We start from the raw sequence: 20,734 nt of genomic DNA, 5'->3' as shown, positions 1-20,734 counted from the left end.
GGCCGGTATACGCCTTAACCTAAGGTCTTCACAAACGCCAGCAGGTCCTCGTTAAGCTGGTCCTGATGGGTCACAGCAAAGCCATGCGGGGCGTTGTCGTACACCTTCAGGCCGGCGTCGCGGATCATCTCTGCGGCGACTTTCCCGGTCACTTCAAACGGCACGACCTGGTCATTGCTGCCGTGGATCACCAGCGTCGGCACCTCGATACGTGCCATATCGGTACGGAAATCCGTTTCGGAGAACGCGGTAACGCAGTCGAGCGTGCCCTTCAGCGAGGCCAGCAGCGCGATATTCAACGTCTGGGTCAGAACGCCTTCGGAGACGGTCTGCCCGGCGTTCAGGCCGTAGAACGGCGTTGAGAAATCGCTGATAAACTGGGCGCGGTCTTTACGCAGCCCGTCGCGGATCCCTGCAAACACGGACATATCAACGCCCTGCGGGTTATCGTCGGTCTTGCCGAAAATCGGCGTCACCGCGCCAAGCAGTACCAGACCCGCAACGTTCAGGTTACCGTGACGGCGGATATAGCGTACGACGTCGCCGCCACCCATCGAGAAGCCGACCAGCGTCACGTCCTGCAGATCCAGCTGGGTAATCAGGTCGTGAATATCCGAGGCGAAGGTGTCGTAGTCATAGCCGTTCCACGGCTGATCCGAACGGCCAAAGCCGCGGCGGTCAAAGGCGATTGCCCGGTAGCCATTCTCGGCCAGAAAATTCATCTGGCTATCCCACATATCCGCATCCAGCGGCCAGCCGTGGCTGAAGAGAACCGGTTTCCCTTCGCCCCAGTCTTTGTAGTAAATCTGCGTGCCGTCCTGCGTGGTGATTGTGCTCATATTCTGCCCTCTTAAGTTGTGCTTAACGGTATTTAGCGATGTTGTGTGCTTACCGGTGCGACCAGGAAGCGGACCTCTGGCGGTGTGCTGCCCTGATGGAAGGCAAACACCCGGTGTTGTATTTTTCGGTCATTAATAGTGTAGCGGTCCTGCTGGCGGAGGTAGTCCACCCAGGAACCGACAACAAACGTTTCCACAAACAGACCCGGCTGAAGAATATCTTCATAGACCGCCCAGTTCATGGCGCCGCCGCGACGTCGTACCCGGCGCATATCCTGCATGCAGACGGTAAAGGCGTGCGCCTCTTCGACGTTGATCCAGTAGTGATAGTTGACCATCACCGGGCCGCGATCCTGGGCGATTTCCGGCACCGGAACGGCGCTCTCTTCGGCGCTGATATCGAGGTTCAGATCCGGATCTTTATCCAGCCGCCAGCGCCAGACCGTGGCGCAGGCCAGCACCATTCCCACGGTTGCGACGGTCAGTGAAAAAGGAATGCCGAAGCGGGACGCCAGCTGTCCCCAGATGGCGCTGCCGACGGTCATTGAGCCGAAGAAAACCGTCAGATAGACCGCCAGCGCCCGGGCCTTAACCCATTTTGCCGCGCTGCGCTGTGCGCCAAGGTTCAGCGTCGACAGCACCGCAATCCACGCGAAGCCGGTGAAAAACTCAAAGGCGTTAAGCAGCCAGAAATCGCGGACCCAGGCCAGCGCCAGCATCGTGATGGCGAACATCACGCTGGCCAGCACCATCAGCCGGTCCGGGTTAAAGCGCGCGCGCAGGCGCGGGAGCATAATGGCCCCGACGATGGCGCCTACGCCGATCGCCGCCAGCATAATGCCGTAGCCGCCCGGACCCAGACCGAGTTCACGACGGGCGACCAGCGGCAGCAGCGCCCAGCCCGCGCTGCCAAAAACAAAGAACGCGACGGTACGCACCAGTACGTTGCGCAGCACCGGCGCGGCGTGGACATAGCGCACGCCCGCGCGCACGGCGGAGAAAAAGTTCTCCGGCGGCAGCCGCTGTACGCTCGGCTCCGCTTTCCAGCGCCACAGCACCCAGGCCACGCCCAGCACCGAAATCGCGTTCAGCAGAAACACCATCCAGGTTCCGGCAAAGGAGAGGATCAGCCCGCCGAGCGCCGGGCCGATGGCGCGGCTGATATTGATCCCCAGCGAGTTCAGGGCGATGGCGGCGCTCAGCTCTTTTTTCTCGACCAGATCCGGCACGATAGCCTGGAAGGGCGGAGAGCTCATCGCCGCGCCCGCACTCAACAGGAAGGCGGCAATCAGCAGCACCATTGGCGTGGTATAGCCAATAAACGCCAGTACCGTCAGGCCCGTCGCGGCGATAAACACCCACAGCTGAGAAAAGAGCAGGAATTTACGCCGGTCGACGATATCGGCCATCACACCGGAAGGCAGCGCAAACAGAAACATCGGCAGGCTGCTGGCGGCCTGCACCAGCGCCACCGACAGCGGGTCGGCGCTAAGGCTCAGCATCGCCCAGTTAATGCCGACGTCGTTCATCCATGAGCCGATATTCGACACCACGGTGGCGATCCACAGCATCCTAAAGACCGGCTGGCGCAAGGGCTGCCAGGAGGAACCATTCGTGGCAGGCGTTGCCGCCGGGGTTTCGCTCCCGGCGTGATGAATGTCGTTAACCTGCGCCATAGCGCGCCTCCCGTCCGCCGACCCGCCAGCGTCCCGCGCCGGTCAGGGCGAGGGTGGTAAAGATAATCAGCAGCAGCCAGCCAAACTGACCTTCGGCAATCGACCAGCCAGGATGCACAAACAGCATCGCGACCAGCAGCACGCCGATAATCGGCAGGCAGGCAAGGCGCGTGGCAAACCCGGCAATAATCAGAATCGGGCAGACCACCTCGGCGAAGATTGCCATTATCAGGCTGAAGTGCGTGCCGAGACCGAAGGGATCTTCGATACGCGTCAGTTCTTCGCTGAAGTGAAAAATTTTCGGCAGCCCGTGAACCCAGAGCAGCAGCAGGCTGCCGGTCAGGCGCAGGAAAAACAGCCCCAGGTCAACCTGGGGCAGCAGAGAGCGTGATGATGAATTTTTCATGGTATCAGAACGCAAAGCAGCTACAGCCGAGCGCGCCCCAGAAGGCGTTATCGTCGGACACGGGAACCGCAGAGCGGCGGGCAATATCGTGCTGGTGGCTGTGCACGCCGCACGGTCCGCTACAGTGGTGCACCTGCGGCATCATGCCCACGCGGGCGTTGGCCTGCGGCGGAGCACTGCGATAGTGGCCCGGAACCGTGACCACCGGGGACCAGTCCGGCAGGACCGGAATAGACGGCGGAGCCTCTGAACCAAAGCGTCCGGCGGCGTAAACCACATTGCCGTCCACCACCGTCAGGACGGATTCGATCCCTTTGATCTCCTCTTCCGGCACGCTGAAGTAGTCTTTTGACAGCACCACGAGATCCGCCAACTGACCGGCTTTGATCTGCCCTTTTTTACCCTGCTCGCTGGAGAACCATGCGCTACCCTGGGTCCAGAGCATCAGCGCCGTATCGCGATCCAGACGGGCATTCACGTCATACATCTGCATCCCGCCCACCGTGCGACCGGAGACCAGCCAGTAAAGCGCGGTCCACGGATTATAGCTGGCCACGCGGGTGGCGTCGGTACCCAGACCTACCGGCACGCCAGTTTCCAGCATCCGGGCGACCGGCGGCGTATGGCGGGTCGCTTCGATCCCGTAGCGCTCGGCAAAGTACTCGCCCTGGAAGGCCATACGGTGCTGCACGGCAATGCCGCCGCCCAGTTCTTTAATGCGGTCGATATTCTTCTGGGTCACGGTTTCGGCGTGGTCAAAGAACCAGTGCAGCCCGTTAAAGGGGATCTCGCGGTTAACTTTTTCAAACACGTCCAGCATCCGGCTGATGGATTCGTCATAGGTCGCGTGCAGGCGGAACGGCCAGCGGTGCTCAACCAGATGGCGCACCACGCGCTCCAGCTCATCCTCCATGCCCGGCGCAAGATCCGGACGCGGTTCGAGGAAATCCTCAAAGTCGGCGGCGGAGAAGACCAGCATTTCACCCGCGCCGTTATGGCGGAAGTAGTCGCTGCCCTGGCCCGGCGACAGCATATCGGTCCACTTTTCGAAGTCTTCCAGCTCGTGGCCGGGACGTTGGGTAAACAGGTTATAGGCGATGCGCACGGTCATCTGCTTCTTCTCGTGCAACTCGGCGATCACCTGGTAATCTTCCGGGTAGTTCTGGAAACCGCCACCCGCGTCAATCGCGCTGGTCAGGCCCAGGCGGTTCAGCTCGCGCATAAACTGGCGGGTCGAGTTGACCTGCAGCTCCAGCGGCAGCGTCGGCCCTTTTGCCAGCGTCGAGTAAAGGATCATCGCGTTCGGGCGTGCAATCAGCATCCCGGTCGGGTTGCCGTTATTGTCGCGCTGAATTTCGCCACCCGGCGGGTTAGGCGTATCGCGGGTATAGCCCACGGCTTTCAGGGCCGCACGGTTAAGCAGGGCGCGATCGTAGAGATGCAGAATAAAGACCGGGGTATCCGGCGCGGCTTCGTTGATTTCATCCAGCGTCGGCATCCGGCGTTCGGCAAACTGGAATTCGGTCCAGCCGCCGACCACGCGTACCCACTGCGGCGAGGGCGTACGCAGGGCCTGCTCTTTCAGCATGCGCAGCGCGTCGGCCAGTGACGGCACGCCTTCCCAGCGCAGCTCAAGGTTGTAGTTCAGACCGCCACGGATCAGGTGCAGGTGGGAGTCATTCAGACCCGGGATCGCGGTGTGGCCCTGCAGGTCAATGACCTTTGTCTCTTCGGCGTGATACTGCATTACCTCGGCAACCGAACCCGCTTCGAGGATCTTACCGTCGCGGATGGCAACGGCCTGAGCCAGGGGATTTTCACGGTCGACGGTATGAAATTTACCGTTCGTTAGGATCAGATCTGCTTTACCGGGCGACACCATACAACCTCCTCAACTGAATTTTCCACCGCGGGCAGAAGTGCCCCCGGCGGTGCTAAATCAGGCGGATTATGGTCAGTGCGATCTGACAGCGTCTAGTTATACGAAGGGATACTTATCCGATCGTATAGGTATACACAGAGATAATGGTGACGGCCAAAAAAGCCCCCTAGACTCCGCCCTGAAAAGTGATGGTCGTACCGGGACATCTGCAAGAGGCCGGGGTGACTGTCAGGTTTATGCCGTTTCATCACGACACGGAAAATTAGTTTTATTAACGCTCAATGGGTGAACACATGACGACATCTAAGCTTGAAGTACTGACCCCGCATAACTGCCAGATGATTTTTATCGACCAGCAGCCGCAGATGGCCTTCGGCGTCCAGTCGATTGACCGCCAGGTTCTGAAAAACAACACCGTAGCGCTGGCAAAAGCGGCTAAAGTCTTCAACATTCCGACCATTATCACCACCGTTGAAACCGAGAGCTTCTCCGGCAACACCTACCCGGAACTGCTGGACGTGTTCCCGGGCCAGGACATCCTGGAACGCACCTCTATGAACTCCTGGGATGACCAGAAAGTGCGTGATGCGCTGGCCGCTAACGGCAAGAAGAAAATCGTGGTCTCCGGTCTGTGGACCGAAGTCTGTAACAACAGCTTCGCGCTCTGCGCCATGCTGGAAGGCGACTACGAAATCTATATGGTGGCAGATGCGTCCGGCGGCACCTCTAAAGAAGCGCACGACTACGCGATGCAGCGCATGATCCAGGCCGGCGTGATCCCGGTGACCTGGCAGCAGGTGATGCTGGAGTGGCAGCGTGACTGGGCGCGTAAAGAGACCTATAACGCGGTAATGGATATCGTGAAAGAGCACTCCGGTGCCTACGGTATGGGTGTGGATTATGCCTACACCATGGTGCACAAAGCGCCTTCCCGTCAGAAAAGCGAACACCAGACGCTGGCACCGGTTCCGGCACGCTAAGCGCTTCGCGCAGATCGGCTCTCGTGGCCGGTCTGCACGCTTCTGACAGGAGATTCACCATGAGTATTTGGGCAATTTCTCTCGGCGCGGGCGTGTTAATCGGGCTGGTTTATGCCGTGCTCAACGTCCGCTCGCCCGCACCTCCAGCTATCGCGCTGGTGGGGCTACTGGGGATGCTGATCGGCGAGCAGCTCACCCGCCACCTGATTCTCTGACGGGCAGGTCACGATGTTTAAATCTTACGTACTTTCTCTGGCGGTGGGCATTCTGGCCGGGGCGATCTACGCCCTGATCGCTGTCCGTTCGCCCGCGCCGCCGGTTATCGCGCTGCTGGGGCTCTTCGGCATGCTGGTTGGCGAACAGCTGATCCCGCTGGCGAAACGGCTGATTAAACGTGAGCCGGTGAATATGGCCTGGTTCCGTCATGAATGCGTGCCCAAAATCAGCGGCACGCCGCCACCGCCGGATGATAACACCCGCCAGGGCTCGTAAGCCTCTCTGAGGGCTGTCGCATGAAAACGATTGTGATCGTCGATGATGAACGCTCGGTGCGCAGCGCGCTGAGCAATTTGCTGATGTCGGAAGGCTATACCACCGCTCTTTTTGCCTGCGCCGAGGATCTCCTCGTCGACAGCGCCGCGCTGGCGCAGGCGGCAGCGTTTATTATTGATGTGCGACAGCCGGGAATGAGCGGTTTCGAACTCTTTAAAGCCCTGACCCGACGGCTGGATAAACCGGTCGGGATTATTATCTCCGGCGACGGCGATGAGAATATGCTCTGGTACGCTATCAGCCTGGGGGCCATCGCTTTTTTGCATAAACCGATCGACATTGATATGTTGCTGGAACATATCCGCCGTGAGGTCCGTCCCGGATAACACCCTATGACCACAATTCCCGACGTTCCGCCCGAAATGAGCGGGGACGGATTTTCCCTGTCGGAAGGCACGATCGTTTCATCTCTGGCGCAGGATGGCGGGCTGGTCTGGCTCTTGTGCCAGGATCCGGCGCTGCATACGTCCTGCATCCTGGCGACCGCCGCCAGCGATGAATCGACGTTTCAGGTCACTCCGCTGCTTAAAAATGCCTTTTCCCTGCGCGAGCAGATAGCCAGCGACTGGGGGATTACGGCCCGTGCCAGAACCCTCTGGCACGGCCGCTATGCGCTGGTGTACCCGCCGTTTTCCTTCCGCTGCCTGGCGGGACTTATCGGTCTGCCGCCGCGCCATATCGCCGACTTTCTTAATAACGCGATTCGTCTGTGCACGCCGCTCGGGCAGATGCATCAGCAGGGGCTGGTGCATGGCGATATTAAGCCTGCCAGCTTCTTTATTAATGACGAGGGTGAATACCGGCTGGCGGGATTTGGTCTGAGCGCCGCCGGGCCTGCGCTGCAGCGGCATTTATCCGCCGTCAGCGGTTCTCTGGCGTGGGTTTCGCCGGAGCATACGGGACGTACGCCCCATCCGATTACCGCCCTGAGCGATCTCTATAGCCTGGGCGTGGTGCTGTACCAGATGCTGACCGGCAAATTGCCCTTCGGTTCGGCGGGATGCAGTCAGTCCGAGTGGGTCCATCACCATATTGCCTCTGCGCCGAGGCCGCTAAATCTGCTGCGGGCCGATGTGCCGCCGGTGCTCTCAACGATTCTGCTCCGCCTGCTGGAGAAGTCGCCGGAAAAACGCTACCAGACGGTTGAGGGGCTGCTGGCCGACCTGCGTCGCTGCCTGGCGACGCTTAACGAGCGGGGGACTATCGCCAGCTTCTCGCCGGGACAGCAGGATAGTCAGCCTGTGGGTTACGCGGGCGACGCGCTGTTTAGTGAACATCCGCAGGCTCGCGAACTGCTGGCGGCCTGCGAGGTGGTTGCCGCCAGCGGTAAACACTGTCTGGCTGTCGTCAGCGGGCCAACGGGCTGCGGGAAGTCGGCCCTGCTTGCATCGGCCTTAAAGCCGCTACAGCAGTCCACGCGGCTGCTTACTCTCGGGAAAGTCGATCACCATTCGCCCATGCTGCCCTATGCGGTGCTGACCTCGGCCCTGCGTGCGCTAACGTTACATCTGCTGGGGCTGCCTGCGGAAGAGGTGGCCCGCTGGAAAGGGCGTATTTTACGCCTGGTCGGAGATTACGCCGGGCTGGCGGTGAACCTGGTCCCGGAGCTGGGCGTGCTGCTTAACCAGCGCGGCCTGCCGCCGACGGATGTTCACTCTCTCGACGCCAGAGATCAGTTTACCCGTATGGCGTGCAACCTGCTGAAGGCGTTTGCCACCTCCGGCACGCCGCTGGTGATACTGATTGATGACGTGCACGCGGCGGATCGGGCCAGCCTGCAGCTGCTCGAACAGGTCTTTGGCCACGGCGAAGATATCCCGCTTTTGCTGGTGGTCAGCCACCATGACAGCCACTCGCGGGTCGACGAACACCTCTCTCGCCTGCGTGCCAGCGCGGCTCGCGTGGTGGATATCACGCCCGAGCCGCTTTCCGTCAGGGCGGTGTCACGCTGGCTGGCGACGATACTGCATACGCGGGCGTCGGCCACGATGGCGCTGGCGCAGATAATTTATGACAAAACCCTGGGCAACCCGCTGTTTGCCCATGAATTTGTCCGCCAGGCCGTCGAGGATGGTTTGATTACCCTGGCCAAACCCCCGGCCAGATGGTCATTCGATAGCGCGGCGCTTCAGGCCTGCCAGTACACGGAAAACGTCGCCAGCCTGGTGCTGCAGCGGCTTAAAACGCAGCCGCAGCCGGGCCGGAAGCTGCTGGGGAGTCTGGCCTGTATGGGGGCATCCGGCTCTCTCTCCCTGTTTAGCGCCATTGCCGGGCACAGCATGGAGACGATCCACGCGCTGCTGGCGCCGGCGATCGATGCCCAGCTGCTCTCGCTGACGGGGGATGCCTTTGCTTTTACGCACGATAGCGTGCATAAAGCCTCGCTGGGACTGAGCGGGCCGGAAGAGCAGGATCGCCTGCACGCGCTGGCCGCAGAGCATATGGCCGGGCTGGCGCTACAGGCGGCGGGCAATGAGCTGCTGTTCCGCACGGTTTACCATATTGCGCGGGTGCAGGATACGCAGCGGCTTTTACCCCAGGCGGCACGCTTTACCCAGCTTGCGATCCTCGCCGCTCAGCGCGCCAAAAATACCGGGGACTACCGTTCCGCACTGCGCTTTTTGCGCACCGCACGACGTCTGCTTTCGCCTGATGTCTGGGATGAACAGGCGTTTATCCTGCATCTTGAAGAGGCCGAGTGCACCTTTTTACAGGGTGATTTACCCGCCGCGCAGGCGCTGTGCGCGAGGCTGCTGGCCGCGCCGGGCAAGCTGACCGATAAGGTCGTGGCGGTCTGCCTGATGGCAGAAATCCATATGCGCCAGTCGGATAGCGCCCTGGCGCTGGAAACGGCGATTGCCTGGCTGGCGGTGTTTGGCATTCATCTGAATCGCTATCCCGACAGGGCCGAATGCGATGCCGCCCGGGTTCGTCTTAAGGCGCGAGTGGGCAAAAATCCCTACACCACCTTCCGGCCGCTGCCGCTGATGAACAACCGCGAAACGGAGGCGGTGATGAATCTGCTGGCCAGCGCCAGTATGTTTGCCGCATTTGTTGCGCCGAAGGTGCAGTTCCTGATCGTCTGTGAAATGCTGCACCTGACCATGGAGCAGGGGATGACCGGGGCGTCGACCTTCGCGCTCTCCTGGTACGGCGTGCTGTGCGGCGATCACTATGATGAATACGGTCGCGGGTTTTCCAGCGCCCTGCTGGCGCGCGAGCTGGTGGAGCAGCATGACTTCACCAGTTTCAAGGCCCGCACCCTGATGCCGCTGGATCAGGTCAGCATCTGGATGATGCCGGTTAGCTATGCGATTGCCTGCGCCAAGGATGCCTTTACCGCCGCCGTGGCCAACGGCGACCGGACCTCCGCCTGCCTGGCGCTGCGCCACCAGATTATGAATTACCTGACGCGGGGCGATCATCTCGACGGCGTGTTAACCACCATCGAGCGCGGACTGGCGTATGTCCGCAAAGCCCGCTACCCGGACGTTGAGCTGATCCTGCAAATGCAGCGCAGCTATGTGCTGCACCTGCGCGATCTCCCTGAAGGCCCCTTTACCGGGGATAATTTTTTCCAGCCGGAGCTGCTCAAGCTGGCACCGGGCAGCGCCGTCGAGCCGATATTTCTGATGCAGTTCTGGTCGCTGCTCTATAAAGGGATGGCGCACTTCTTTGCCGGGGAGTATGCGCAGGCGCGCCGCTATTTTGTCCAGGCCGGGCCGCTGACCGGCTCCATTCCCGGCCATATTCATATGCTCGACTTTCATCTCTACAGCGCCCTGTCGCTGACCATTCCGCTGGCCGCCGGGGAGTGTTTGCCGGATACCCGCGAGATCGTACAGCGTCACGCTGACAAGATTGCCCTCTGGGCGGCGGGAAACGCCCGCACTTTTGCCGATAAAGCGGCGCTGCTGGAGGCGGAAATGCTGCGTCTGGATGGCAACCAGACCGGCGCTTCCGCCGCCTATGAGAAGGCTATCGATCTGGCGGGAAAAGGGGGCTTCGAGCAGATTAAAGGCTTGGCCTGTGAACTGGCCGCCCGCAGCGCTACCGACTGTGGGTTGGGCATCGCCGCCGATGCGTATCTGCGCGGCGCTCTCGGGGCCTGGCAGCGTTTTGGCGCGGCGGCAAAAGTGCGCCAGCTCGAACTGCAGCATCCGCATCTTGCCCGTGCGCTGTCCGGTCGCGAGGCGGCGCTTAACCCGGACGAAGCGGTGAATGATTTAGAGAACGTGGTGACGGCGGTGCGTGCACTGACGGAGGAGATCAACCTTGACCGGCTGATTAATATTCTGATGCGTATGCTGCTTGAACGTGCCCGCGCCCAGCGCTGCCTGCTGATCCGCCTGCTTAACGATAATGCGCCGGAGATCGAAGCCGTGGCGGAGAGCACGGCGGAAGGGATTGGCGTCCAGATCGTCAACGCCGCACCGCTCGATACGGATCTACCTCTCTCGGTGCTCTCGGCCGTGATCCGCACCGGCCAGGAGATCCGCACCGGCAAGCCGGAGGTCTTTAGCCCCTTTAGCCAGGATCCCTATCTTGTTGCCTCTGGCGCTGCGGTGATGTGCGTTCCGATGTTTCGCCAGGCCAAAATGGTCGGCGTGCTGTATCTGGAGAACCGGCTGATGCCGGACGTGTTTACCGCCGAACATTCACGCATTATCGGGATCCTCAGCGCCCAGGCCGCGGTCTCGCTGGAGAGCGCCCGTCTCTACGCCGAATTGCTGGAGGAGAACGTGCAGCGGCGGCGGGTGGAGAAAGCGCTGCGCGCCAGCCAGACCTCGCTAATGCTGGGGGAAAAAATCAGCCATACGGGCACCTGGCGCTGGACGCTGGAGCACGACATGATGATGGTCTCCGACGAGTACTCGCGCATTCTGGGTCTTCCTGAATCGCAGAGAACGATCTCGATGGCGGACTTTCTGACCCGCGTGCATCCTGATGATCACCTGCGTATCAGCGGGCTGGTGACGGAAAGCGTGCGCGGCGGGGTGAGTATGAGCGCCGATTTCCGCATTCTGCGTCCGGACGGGGAGTGCCGCTATATTAAAGGGATTGGCGATCCGGTTGATAGCTGGCCCGAGGTGAAAGAGTATTTCGGGACGATTACCGACATTACCGGCCAGCGACAGACTGAGGATGCGGTGCGCAGCGCCCAGGCGGATCTGGCCCGCGTCTCGCGTGCCACCACCGTCGGCCAGTTGACGGCGTCTATTGCCCATGAAATTAACCAGCCCTTGATGTCCATCGTGGCCAACGCCGGGGCAAGCCTGCGCTGGTTAAAACGGGATGTTCCCCATCTGGAGAATGCCTGCCTGAGCCTGGAGGAGATTATCGACGAGGGGAAACGCGCCGGGGATATTATTCGTGGTCTGCAGGCGCTGACCCGCAATCAGGCCTCGGTCTTTGCCCGCGAGAATCTGCACGACATTGCCCGCCATATTCTCTCCCTGACTCGCCTGGAACTGGAGCGGAAATGGATCGCCCTTGAGCTGGACTACCGGGCGACCTGCGCCGATATCTTCTGCGACAGCGTGCAGATCCAGCAGGTGCTGCTGAACCTGATCGTCAACGCCGTGGATGCCATGATGCTGGTGGAGGATCGCCCGCGCACCCTGAGGCTCACCTCGTCGAATCCGTCGCCGGAGACGCTGCTGTTTGAGGTCGTGGACAGCGGGCCGGGGATTGCTCCCGAGGTGCTGAAACGCATCTTTGAGTCGTTCTATACCACCAAAACAGAGGGCATGGGGATGGGGCTGACGATCAGCAAAGGCATCATTGTCCGCCATCGGGGCGAGTTAAAGGCTGAACAGCGGGAAGAGGGCGGCAGCCGATTCTGGTTTACGCTGCCTGTCGATAACCCCACAGACTAGCGCGAGCGGGTCTGCACGATATTCAGCCGCTCGGCGGCGCGCACCAGGTCGGAGAGGGAGCGCGCCTGCATCTTCTCCATCACCCGGCGCTTATGCACCTTGGCGGTAATTTCGCTGATGCCCATTTCGGTGGCGATCTGCTTATTGAGCAGGCCGCCAATCGCCAGCAGCATCACCTCGGACTCACGCGGAGTAAGGGAGTGGTGGCAGACGGTCAGATTCAGGCGCTCGATGGCCTGCTCCATATTGTCTTCGGAGATCTTCAGGGCATCACTGACGCTTTTCAGCAGCAGCTCCGGCTCGGCGGGCTTGGTCAGAAACTCCCAGGCCCCGGCTTTCATCGCCCTGACCGTCACCGGAATGGTGCCAAAACCGGTCAAAAAGATGGTCGGAATGCTGTAGCCTTTGGCGTGCAGGGCTTCGGTCACGTCAAAGCCGTCGGCGCCGGGCATATTAATATCGAGGATCAGGCAGCAGGGTGCGGGATAGATCGGGTGATTGAGAAAGGTCTCCGACGACGAAAAATCCGCGACCTCATAATCTTCTGAGCGCAGCAGGCGCGTCAGCGAGGTTCTTACCGAATCGTCGTCATCGACCACGTACACAATCTTGTTCATGCCAGTATCTCCAGGTAACACGTTATCTTAACTGATTGATTTTATCAGCCTTCTCATCCTGAAACGGGTGCTGCCGCGTAAGTCCTTTATGGAGTAAAAGTTTCCTGAAGGTGCCGAATAATATCAAAAAACATCACAAATTAGTTATCATTATCAAGTAATTTTTCACACTAACAGATAATCCTTAACATCCTCGCTGTGCGCGTCATCCCGTCTACTTATTACCCGGCCCGGAAAACGGCGCAGGTCATTATTAATACTGATGATTTATTGCACTATTATTGTCCGCAAATGTTCACAGGCGGTGCAGTAAAGCCTATACCCTTCAGCGGTAAAACTAACATTTCCTTTTAAATCATTTAATTAAGAATTGGCACGTGCGTTGCTATTTGAATTCCATCTTGTATACCAACAGGAATTCAACGCATGGCATTAATGACAGGAAAAACCCTGGCGGCATGGCAGCAGCACATCCGCGAGGACGGCGAGGCGGTCTTTTCACAGTTAAACGCACTGCGCGAAGCGCTATCCACAGAGGACACCGCCTGGATAGCCATTGCCAGCGAGGCGCAGATCGCGGCACAGCTGGATATCCTGCTGCCGCGCTATCGCGAAAACCCGCAGGCGCTGCCGCTGTTCGGTATTCCATTTGCCGTTAAGGACAACGTTGACATCGCGGGCTGGCCGACCACCGCAGCCTGTCCGGCCTTTGCGTATCGTGCCGAACGGGATGCGACGGCGGTGGCCAGGCTAAAAGCCGCCGGGGCAATTGTGATTGGCAAAACCAATCTCGATCAGTTCGCCACCGGCCTGGTGGGGACGCGTTCGCCCTACGGCGAAGTGGTAAACAGTTTCGATCCGGCTTATGTCAGCGGCGGTTCAAGCTCCGGCTCGGCATCGGCGGTGGCCCGCGGGCTGGTGCCTTTTGCGCTGGGAACCGATACGGCGGGATCCGGACGCGTGCCCGCCGGGTTTAACAATATCGTGGGCCTGAAGCCGACCAAGGGCTGGCTTTCGGCCACCGGCGTGGTGCCCGCCTGTCGCCTGAACGATACCCTGTCTGTTTTCGCTCTGACCGTCGAAGATGCCTGGACGGTCGTTACTCTTGCCGGTGGCTATGATGCAGAGGACGCTTATTCCCGCGCGCATCCGGCGACCACGCCAGCGGCAATGCCTGCCGTACCCGTCCTGGCGATCCCTGACCAGATGACCTTCTTTGGCGATGTCCAGGCTGAGCAGGCCTGGCAGGCGGCGCTGGACCAGCTTCGCGCCGCCGGAGCCACGTTAAAATCCGTTGATTTCACCCCTTTCTCCCGCCTGGCGGAGCAGCTCTATCAGGGGCCGTGGGTTGCCGAGCGCACCGCCGCCGTCGGCGAGATGCTCAGCCATCCCGACGAAATGGACCCGACCGTCTGGCAGATTATTGCCGCCGGGGAGCGCTTTAGCGCGGTTGAAGCCTTTAAGGCCGAGTACCTGCGCGCCGACCTGGCCCGGCAGATTGCCGCCGTGCTGGCCGACGTGGACGGGCTGGTGGTACCGACCTCGCCGACCATCCATACCCGCGAAGAGATGCAGCAGGAGCCTGTCCGCTACAACTCGCAGTTCGGGACGTACACCAACTTTACCAACCTGGCCGATCTCTCGGCCCTCGCCTTGCCCGCGCCGTTCCGCGCCGACGGGCTGCCCGCCGGGATCACCCTGCTGGCACCGGCCTGGCATGACCGGGCCCTGGCGGACTTCGGCCTGCGCTGGCAGAACCTGCTGGCGCTGCCGCCGGGCGCGACCGGATTGCCGTTCACGCAGGGCAGCGTGCTGCCGCCTTCCGCCGAACATGTTCGCGTGGCCGTCGTCGGCGCACATCTGCGCGGAATGCCGCTCAACTTCCAGCTCACGACCCGTAAGGCCGTCTTTGTTGAAGCCACCGAAACCGCCGCCTGCTACCGCCTCTATGCGCTGGCAAATACTCAGCCCGCGAAGCCCGGTATCGCACGTGGCGAGAGCGGCGCGGCGATTCAGGTTGAGCTGTGGGATATCCCGCTGGCCCGCTTTGGCGAATTTGTCGCGGAAATTCCCGCCCCGCTGGGTATCGGCACGCTGGAACTGAGCGATGGTCGCCTGGTGAAGGGCTTTATCTGTGAACCGGCGGCGCTCGCTGACGCCACCGACATTACTGACTTTAAAGGCTGGCGCAACTGGATTGCCAGCCGGGAGAACGCCCATGTTTAATACCGTCCTTATTGCCAACCGGGGCGAAATCGCCTGCCGCGCCATTCGCACCCTCAAGCGTCTGGGCATCACCAGCGTGGCGGTATTTTCTGATGCCGATAAAAATGCGGAACATGTCAAAGCGGCGGACATTGCTCTGCCGCTCGGCGGGGACAAGGCCAGCGACAGCTATCTGCGCATCGACAAAATTATCGATGCCGCACGGGAAAGCGGGGCCCAGGCTGTCTGGCCGGGCTACGGGTTTCTCTCCGAAAGCCTGCCGTTTGCCGATGCCTGCGAGCGGGCCGGGATTGTGTTTATCGGGCCGACCGCACAGCAGATTGGTGAATTCGGCCTGAAACACCGGGCCCGCGAGCTGGCCGCCGCCGCAGGCGTGCCGATGACGCCGGGCACCGGTCTACTGAGCTCCCTTGACGATGCCCTGCGTTCGGCACAGGAGATTGGCTACCCGGTGATGCTGAAAAGCACCGCCGGCGGCGGCGGGATCGGCCTGACCCGCTGCGCGGACGAAGACGCGCTGCGCCAGGCCTGGGATAGCGTTCGCCGTCTCGGGGAGCAGTTCTTCAGCGATGCCGGGGTCTTTGTGGAGCGCTGTATCGACAAAGCCCGGCATATCGAAGTGCAAATCTTTGGCGACGGTAAAGGTCGGGTGGTGGCGCTGGGCGAGCGCGACTGCTCCCTGCAGCGCCGCAATCAGAAAGTGGTGGAAGAGACTCCTGCGCCGAATCTGCCTGCCGCAACGCGCAGCGCGTTGCTGGCTGCCGCCGTGGCGCTGGGTGAGCGGGTGAATTACCGCAGCGCCGGAACGGTGGAGTTTATTTATGATGCGGATCGCGACGCCTTCTATTTTCTGGAGGTCAACACCCGTCTGCAGGTGGAACACCCGGTGACCGAGTGCGTCACGGGCCTCGACCTGGTGGAGTGCATGTTACAGGTTGCCGCAGACGAGTCCATTGACTGGGCGCGGCTGGCGCAGGCGCCGCAGGGCGCGGCCATCGAAGTGCGACTCTATGCGGAAAGCCCGCTGAAAAATTTCCAGCCTTCGCCGGGCGTGCTGACCGATGTGTTCTTCCCTGACGGAGTGCGCATCGACAGCGGCGTCACGACCGGCAGCGAGGTGTCGGCGTATTACGACCCGATGATTGCCAAGCTGATCGTCCACGCCGCCACCCGACGCGAGGCACTGGACAAATTGCACGATGCCCTTAACGCGACCCGTCTGCACGGCATTACCACCAACCTCGACTATCTGCGCCAGATCACCTCCAGCGCGGCGTTTGTCTCCGGCACCGCCTGGACGCGGATGCTCGACAGCCTTGAGCCGGAGTCGGCGGTGATTGAAGTCCTGCAGCCTGGGACCTGGAGCAGTATCCAGGATTATCCCGGTCGCCCCGGCTACTGGGATATCGGCGTTCCGCCGTCCGGGCCGATGGACGACTTTGCCTTTCGCCTGGCGAACCGGATTGTCGGTAACCACCCGTCGGCGGCGGGCATGGAGTTTACCCTCCAGGGACCGGAGCTGCGCTTCCACAGCCCGGCGCTGATTGCCCTGACCGGGGCCGATTGCCAGGCCGAGCTGGACGGTGCGGCGGTTCCGCGCTGGCAGCCGGTCACGGTGGCTGCGGGGCAAACCCTGCGGCTTGGCCGGGCGCAGTCCGGCTGTCGGGCCTATCTGGCGGTACGCAACGGCTTCGACGTGCCTGAGTATCTCGGCAGCCGCTCAACCTTCGCCCTCGGCCAGTTTGGCGGCCACGCGGGCCGCACGTTAAAAGTGGCGGATCTGCTGCCCATCTCCAGGCCAACGCTTGCCGCCTGCACGACGCCCGCGCCGGTCAGCGAGCCGCAGGCCGTCTCGCCGGATCTGATCCCGACCTATGGCGAAACCTGGGATATCGGGGTGCTGTACGGCCCGCACGGCGCACCGGATTTCTTTACCCGCGAGGCGATAGACGAATTCTTTGCCAGTGAATGGCAGGTGCACTACAACTCCAACCGCCTTGGCGTCCGCCTGGTTGGCCCGAAACCCGCCTGGGCGCGCCCGGACGGCGGTGAAGCCGGACTGCATCCCTCCAACGTGCACGACTGCGAGTACGCCATCGGCGCCATTAACTTTACCGGCGATTTCCCGGTGATCCTCACCCGCGACGGTCCCAGCCTCGGCGGCTTTGTCTGCCCGGTCACCATTGCCAAAGCCGAGCTGTGGAAGGTAGGTCAGGTCAAACCCGGCGATCGCCTGCGTTTTCATCCCATCAGCGTGGAGCAGGCCGTGGCCCTGGAAGCGGCCATGGAGCAGAGCATCGCGACGTTACAGCACGACGCGCCTCCGGTTCTGGCCGCACCGTCGCTGGCGGATAACAATGGCGTCTCCGCCGCCGCCCTGGTCTCGCTTCCGGCGACCGCCAGCGCCCCGGCCATTGTCTATCGTCAGGCCGGGGATAACGACATCCTGATCGAATATGGCGATAACGTGCTGGATCTGGCCCTGCGCCTTAGGGTGCATCTGCTGATGGCGCGTCTGCGCGAGCTGGGTCATCCTGGCATTCGCGAACTGTCGCCAGGCGTGCGCTCCCTGCAGGTCCGCTATCACAGCCCGGATATCAGCCAGTCGGCGCTGGTGGATCTGCTCCTGACCCAGGAGGCGCTGCTGGGCGACGTCAGCCAGATGAAGGTGCCTTCGCGCATTGTCTGGCTGCCGATGGCCTTTGAGGACAGCGCCACGCTTGATGCGGTTAGCCGTTATCAGGATACGGTCCGGGCCAGCGCGCCCTGGCTGCCGAATAACGTCGATTTTATCCAGCGCATTAACGGGCTGGCGAGTCGCGACGCGGTGAAAGAGACGATCTTTGACGCCAGCTATCTGATCCTCGGCCTCGGCGATGTCTATCTCGGCGCACCCTGCGCGGTCCCCGTCGATCCGCGTCATCGCCTGCTCAGTTCCAAATACAGCCCGGCGCGGACCTTTACCGCTGAAGGCACCGTCGGCATCGGCGGGATGTATATGTGCATCTACGGCATGGACTCGCCCGGCGGCTATCAGCTGGTCGGGCGGACCCTGCCTATCTGGAACAAATTCCTCAAAAACGACCAGTTCCACGCCGGAGAGCCCTGGCTGCTGCGCTTCTTTGACCAGGTCCGTTTCTATCCGGTCAGCGAGCAGGAGCTGGGCCAGCTGCGGGAGGACTTCCGTGAAGGCCGGGCAAGGGTGCGGATTGAAGAGACCCAGTTTGATTTTGCCGAACACCTGCACTTCCTCGACGCTAACGCGCCTGAGATCGCCGATTTCCGCCAGCGACAGGCTGCGGCCTTTGAGGTTGAAGTTGCACGCTGGCAGCAGGATGAACAGACGGCGATGGCGGACAGCATCATCCTGCCGCCCGCAGAAGAGATGGACGATGACTCCCTGCCGGTCAGCGCCGATATGAGCGGCAATATCTGGAAGGTGCTGGTGAATCCGGGCGACGAGGTCGAGAGCGGCCAGCCGCTGATTATCGTCGAGGCGATGAAAATGGAGCTGGCGATCCACGCCCCGCAGGCCGGGAAGATCAAGCGTATTGGCTGCCAGCCAGGACGTCCGGTCAGCCCCGGCGACACGCTGCTGTGGCTGGAATAAGCGGGAGAGGGCGATGAGCGACAAAAAGGCCGGGCTGGCGGAGCGTATTTACCAGGCGCTGAAAAACGAGATCTTCGAGTTCCGGCTGATGCCCGGGGAGCATTTTAGCGAGAGTGCGATTTCGCAGCGGATGGCCGCCAGCCGGACGCCGGTGCGTCAGGCTCTGTTCTGGCTGGAGCACGAAGGCTATGTGCAGGTTTACTCCCGCAGCGGCTGGCAGGTGAAGCCTTTTGATTTCGCCTGGTACGAGTCGCTGTACGACTTTCGCATTGTGCTGGAGCGGGAGGCCGTCCGCCGCCTGTGCGGGATGCCGCCGGGCCAGTGTCTGGAGCATCTGGCCCCGCTGGTCAGCTTCTGGCGAGACGCGCCGCGCCTGCCCGTGGGCAAAGCGCTGTCGCGAGAAGACGAGTGCTTTCATACCAGCCTGGTACGCGCCACCGGCAACGAAGAGATGGTGCGGGTACACGTCGAGCTGACGGAGAAGATGCGCATTATTCGCCATCTCGACTTTACCCGCGAAGACCGCGTGGAGGCGACCTACAGCGAGCACGCACAGATCCTGGAGGCGATCCTCAAGCAGCAAACCGAAGAGGCGCAGCGGCTGCTGACCGGGCATATCTCACAGAGTAAAGCCGAGGTCAGAAAGATCACTCTGCATCGGTTGCAGGAGGCCAGTTTACAACCAGTTTCACCTTAGCTGTGGTTGCTTAACCCCGCCCCTGGGCGGGAAAACATTATGTTTATCAATAATCTTTAGGGGATTTGTTATGAAAAGACGTTCTTTGCTGAAAGCCTTTGCACTCTCCGCGACCGTGGTGAGCATGGGGTTGTCCTGGTCCGCATGGGCCGCCGATACCATTAAGGTCGGCATCATGCACTCACTCTCCGGCACCATGGCCATTTCCGAAGCCCCGCTGAAAGAGGCGGCGCTGATGGCTATCGAGGAGATTAACGCCAAAGGCGGCGTGCTGGGCAAAAAGCTGGAGCCGGTCGTCGTTGACCCGGCGTCAAACTGGCCGCTGTTTGCTGAAAAGGCGCGCCAGCTGCTGACCCAGGACAAAGCGGCCGTGGTCTTTGGCTGCTGGACCTCCGTCTCCCGTAAGTCGGTCCTGCCGGTGTTTGAAGAGTTAAACGGCCTGCTGTTCTACCCGGTGCAGTACGAAGGGGAAGAGATGTCGCCGAACGTCTTCTATACGGGCGCTGCGCCGAACCAGCAGGCGATCCCGGCGGTGGAATACATGATGAGCGAAGACGGCGGGGCGGCGAAGCGCTTCTTCTTGCTGGGCACCGACTACGTCTATCCACGGACCACCAATAAGATCCTCCGTGCTTTCCTGCACAGCAAAGGCATTAAGGACAGCGATATCGCCGAGGTCTATACCCCGTTTGGCTACAGCGACTATCAGACCATCGTTTCCGATATCAAGAAATTCTCCGCCGGAGGGAAAACGGCGGTGATCTCCACCATCAACGGCGACTCCAACGTGCCGTTCTATAAAGAGCTGGCGAACCAGGGCATTAAGGCTACCGACGTGCCGGTTGTCGCCTTCTCCGTCGGGGAAGAGGAGCTGCGCGGGATCGACACCAAACCGCTGGTGGGACATCTGGCGGCCTGGAACTACTTTGAGTCGGTCAGCAACCCGGTAAACACGAAGTTTGTCGCCGACTATCGCGCCTGGGCTAAGGCTCACAAGCTGCCGAATGCTGACACCGTGGTGACCAATGACCCGATGGAAGCGACTTACGTGGGCATCCATATGTGGGCGCAGGCGGCGGAAAAAGCGGGTTCCACCGACGTGGATAAAGTGCGTGTGGCGATGGCCAATCAGACCTTTGCCGCGCCGAGCGGCTTTACCCTGACCATGGACGCCACCAACCACCATCTGCATAAGCCGGTGATGATTGGTGAAATCGAAGATAACGGCCAGTTCAACGTGGTGTGGCAGACCGAACAGCCGGTTCGCGCTCAGCCGTGGAGCCCGTATATCGCCGGGAATGATAAAAAATCCGACAGCCCGGTGAAAACTGGCGGCAAGTAAGTTCCTGCGTGTGGGACAGGGGCTGTTT

At 61.1% G+C, this 20,734-nt stretch carries 14 protein-coding genes; 9 read left to right on the top strand and 5 right to left on the bottom strand.

What is annotated here, in order from left to right:
• Positions 1-14: 14 nt before the first annotated feature.
• The 4 genes from EDF81_RS12195 to EDF81_RS12180 are packed head-to-tail and all read right to left on the bottom strand — an operon-like array spanning position 15 to position 4,803.
• On the bottom strand, positions 15-839 hold the full coding sequence (locus tag EDF81_RS12195; RefSeq protein ID WP_123348391.1) for an alpha/beta fold hydrolase: 825 nt from the start codon (positions 837-839) through the stop codon (positions 15-17).
• Between the two features lie 32 nt (positions 840-871).
• A complete protein-coding gene (locus tag EDF81_RS12190) occupies positions 872-2,515 on the bottom strand; it encodes an MFS transporter (protein WP_123348390.1) in 1,644 nt (547 codons plus the stop codon).
• Positions 2,502-2,921 carry a DoxX family protein gene (locus tag EDF81_RS12185; RefSeq protein ID WP_123349048.1) on the bottom strand — a complete coding sequence of 140 codons (420 nt, stop codon included), beginning with the start codon at positions 2,919-2,921 and terminating at the stop codon, positions 2,502-2,504. Before EDF81_RS12185 ends, EDF81_RS12190 begins: the two co-directional genes overlap by 14 nt.
• Positions 2,922-2,925: 4 nt before the next feature.
• Positions 2,926-4,803: an amidohydrolase gene (locus EDF81_RS12180; RefSeq protein ID WP_123348389.1), complete on the bottom strand. Its 1,878-nt coding sequence runs from the start codon at positions 4,801-4,803 to the stop codon at positions 2,926-2,928.
• A gap of 293 nt (positions 4,804-5,096) precedes the next feature.
• Here EDF81_RS12180 and EDF81_RS12175 point away from each other — a divergent pair, with 293 nt between their 5' ends.
• The 5 genes from EDF81_RS12175 to EDF81_RS12155 are packed head-to-tail and all read left to right on the top strand — an operon-like array spanning position 5,097 to position 12,214.
• Positions 5,097-5,783 (top strand): hydrolase, encoded by a 687-nt coding sequence (locus tag EDF81_RS12175; protein ID WP_123348388.1) that lies wholly within the window; start codon positions 5,097-5,099, stop codon positions 5,781-5,783.
• Positions 5,784-5,842: 59 nt separating this feature from the next.
• Positions 5,843-5,998 (top strand): DUF1427 family protein, encoded by a 156-nt coding sequence (locus tag EDF81_RS12170; protein ID WP_123348387.1) that lies wholly within the window; start codon positions 5,843-5,845, stop codon positions 5,996-5,998.
• 13 nt (positions 5,999-6,011) lie between these two features.
• Complete coding sequence (locus EDF81_RS12165; protein ID WP_123348386.1) at positions 6,012-6,275, top strand: XapX domain-containing protein; 264 nt, start codon at positions 6,012-6,014, stop codon at positions 6,273-6,275.
• A 20-nt stretch (positions 6,276-6,295) separates the two neighbouring features.
• Positions 6,296-6,661: a response regulator transcription factor gene (locus EDF81_RS12160; RefSeq protein ID WP_123348385.1), complete on the top strand. Its 366-nt coding sequence runs from the start codon at positions 6,296-6,298 to the stop codon at positions 6,659-6,661.
• 6 nt (positions 6,662-6,667) lie between these two features.
• Positions 6,668-12,214: an ATP-binding protein gene (locus EDF81_RS12155; RefSeq protein WP_123348384.1), complete on the top strand. Its 5,547-nt coding sequence runs from the start codon at positions 6,668-6,670 to the stop codon at positions 12,212-12,214.
• Here EDF81_RS12155 and EDF81_RS12150 read toward each other — a convergent pair.
• Positions 12,211-12,831, bottom strand: a complete 621-nt coding sequence (locus EDF81_RS12150) for a response regulator transcription factor (protein ID WP_123348383.1) — start codon at positions 12,829-12,831, stop codon at positions 12,211-12,213. The genes EDF81_RS12155 and EDF81_RS12150 overlap by 4 nt on opposite strands.
• Positions 12,832-13,257: 426 nt before the next feature.
• Here EDF81_RS12150 and atzF point away from each other — a divergent pair, with 426 nt between their 5' ends.
• The 4 genes from atzF (at position 13,258) to urtA (ending at position 20,706) form a co-directional block, all read left to right on the top strand.
• Positions 13,258-15,057: an allophanate hydrolase gene (gene atzF / locus EDF81_RS12145; RefSeq protein ID WP_123348382.1), complete on the top strand. Its 1,800-nt coding sequence runs from the start codon at positions 13,258-13,260 to the stop codon at positions 15,055-15,057.
• Entirely contained in the window at positions 15,050-18,667 is a 3,618-nt protein-coding gene (gene uca / locus EDF81_RS12140; protein ID WP_123348381.1) for an urea carboxylase, read from the top strand. The genes atzF and uca overlap by 8 nt, the downstream gene beginning before the upstream one ends.
• A gap of 13 nt (positions 18,668-18,680) precedes the next feature.
• Positions 18,681-19,364, top strand: a complete 684-nt coding sequence (locus tag EDF81_RS12135) for a GntR family transcriptional regulator (protein WP_123348380.1) — start codon at positions 18,681-18,683, stop codon at positions 19,362-19,364.
• A 70-nt stretch (positions 19,365-19,434) separates the two neighbouring features.
• Complete coding sequence (gene urtA, locus EDF81_RS12130) at positions 19,435-20,706, top strand: urea ABC transporter substrate-binding protein (RefSeq protein WP_123348379.1); 1,272 nt, start codon at positions 19,435-19,437, stop codon at positions 20,704-20,706.
• Positions 20,707-20,734: the final 28 nt, after the last annotated feature.

Source organism: Enterobacter sp. BIGb0383 (genome assembly GCF_003751845.1).
Taxonomy (GTDB): Bacteria; Pseudomonadota; Gammaproteobacteria; order Enterobacterales; family Enterobacteriaceae; genus BIGb0383.
Note: the sequence above shows the minus strand (reverse complement) of the source record. Positions and strands in the feature narration are given on the sequence as shown.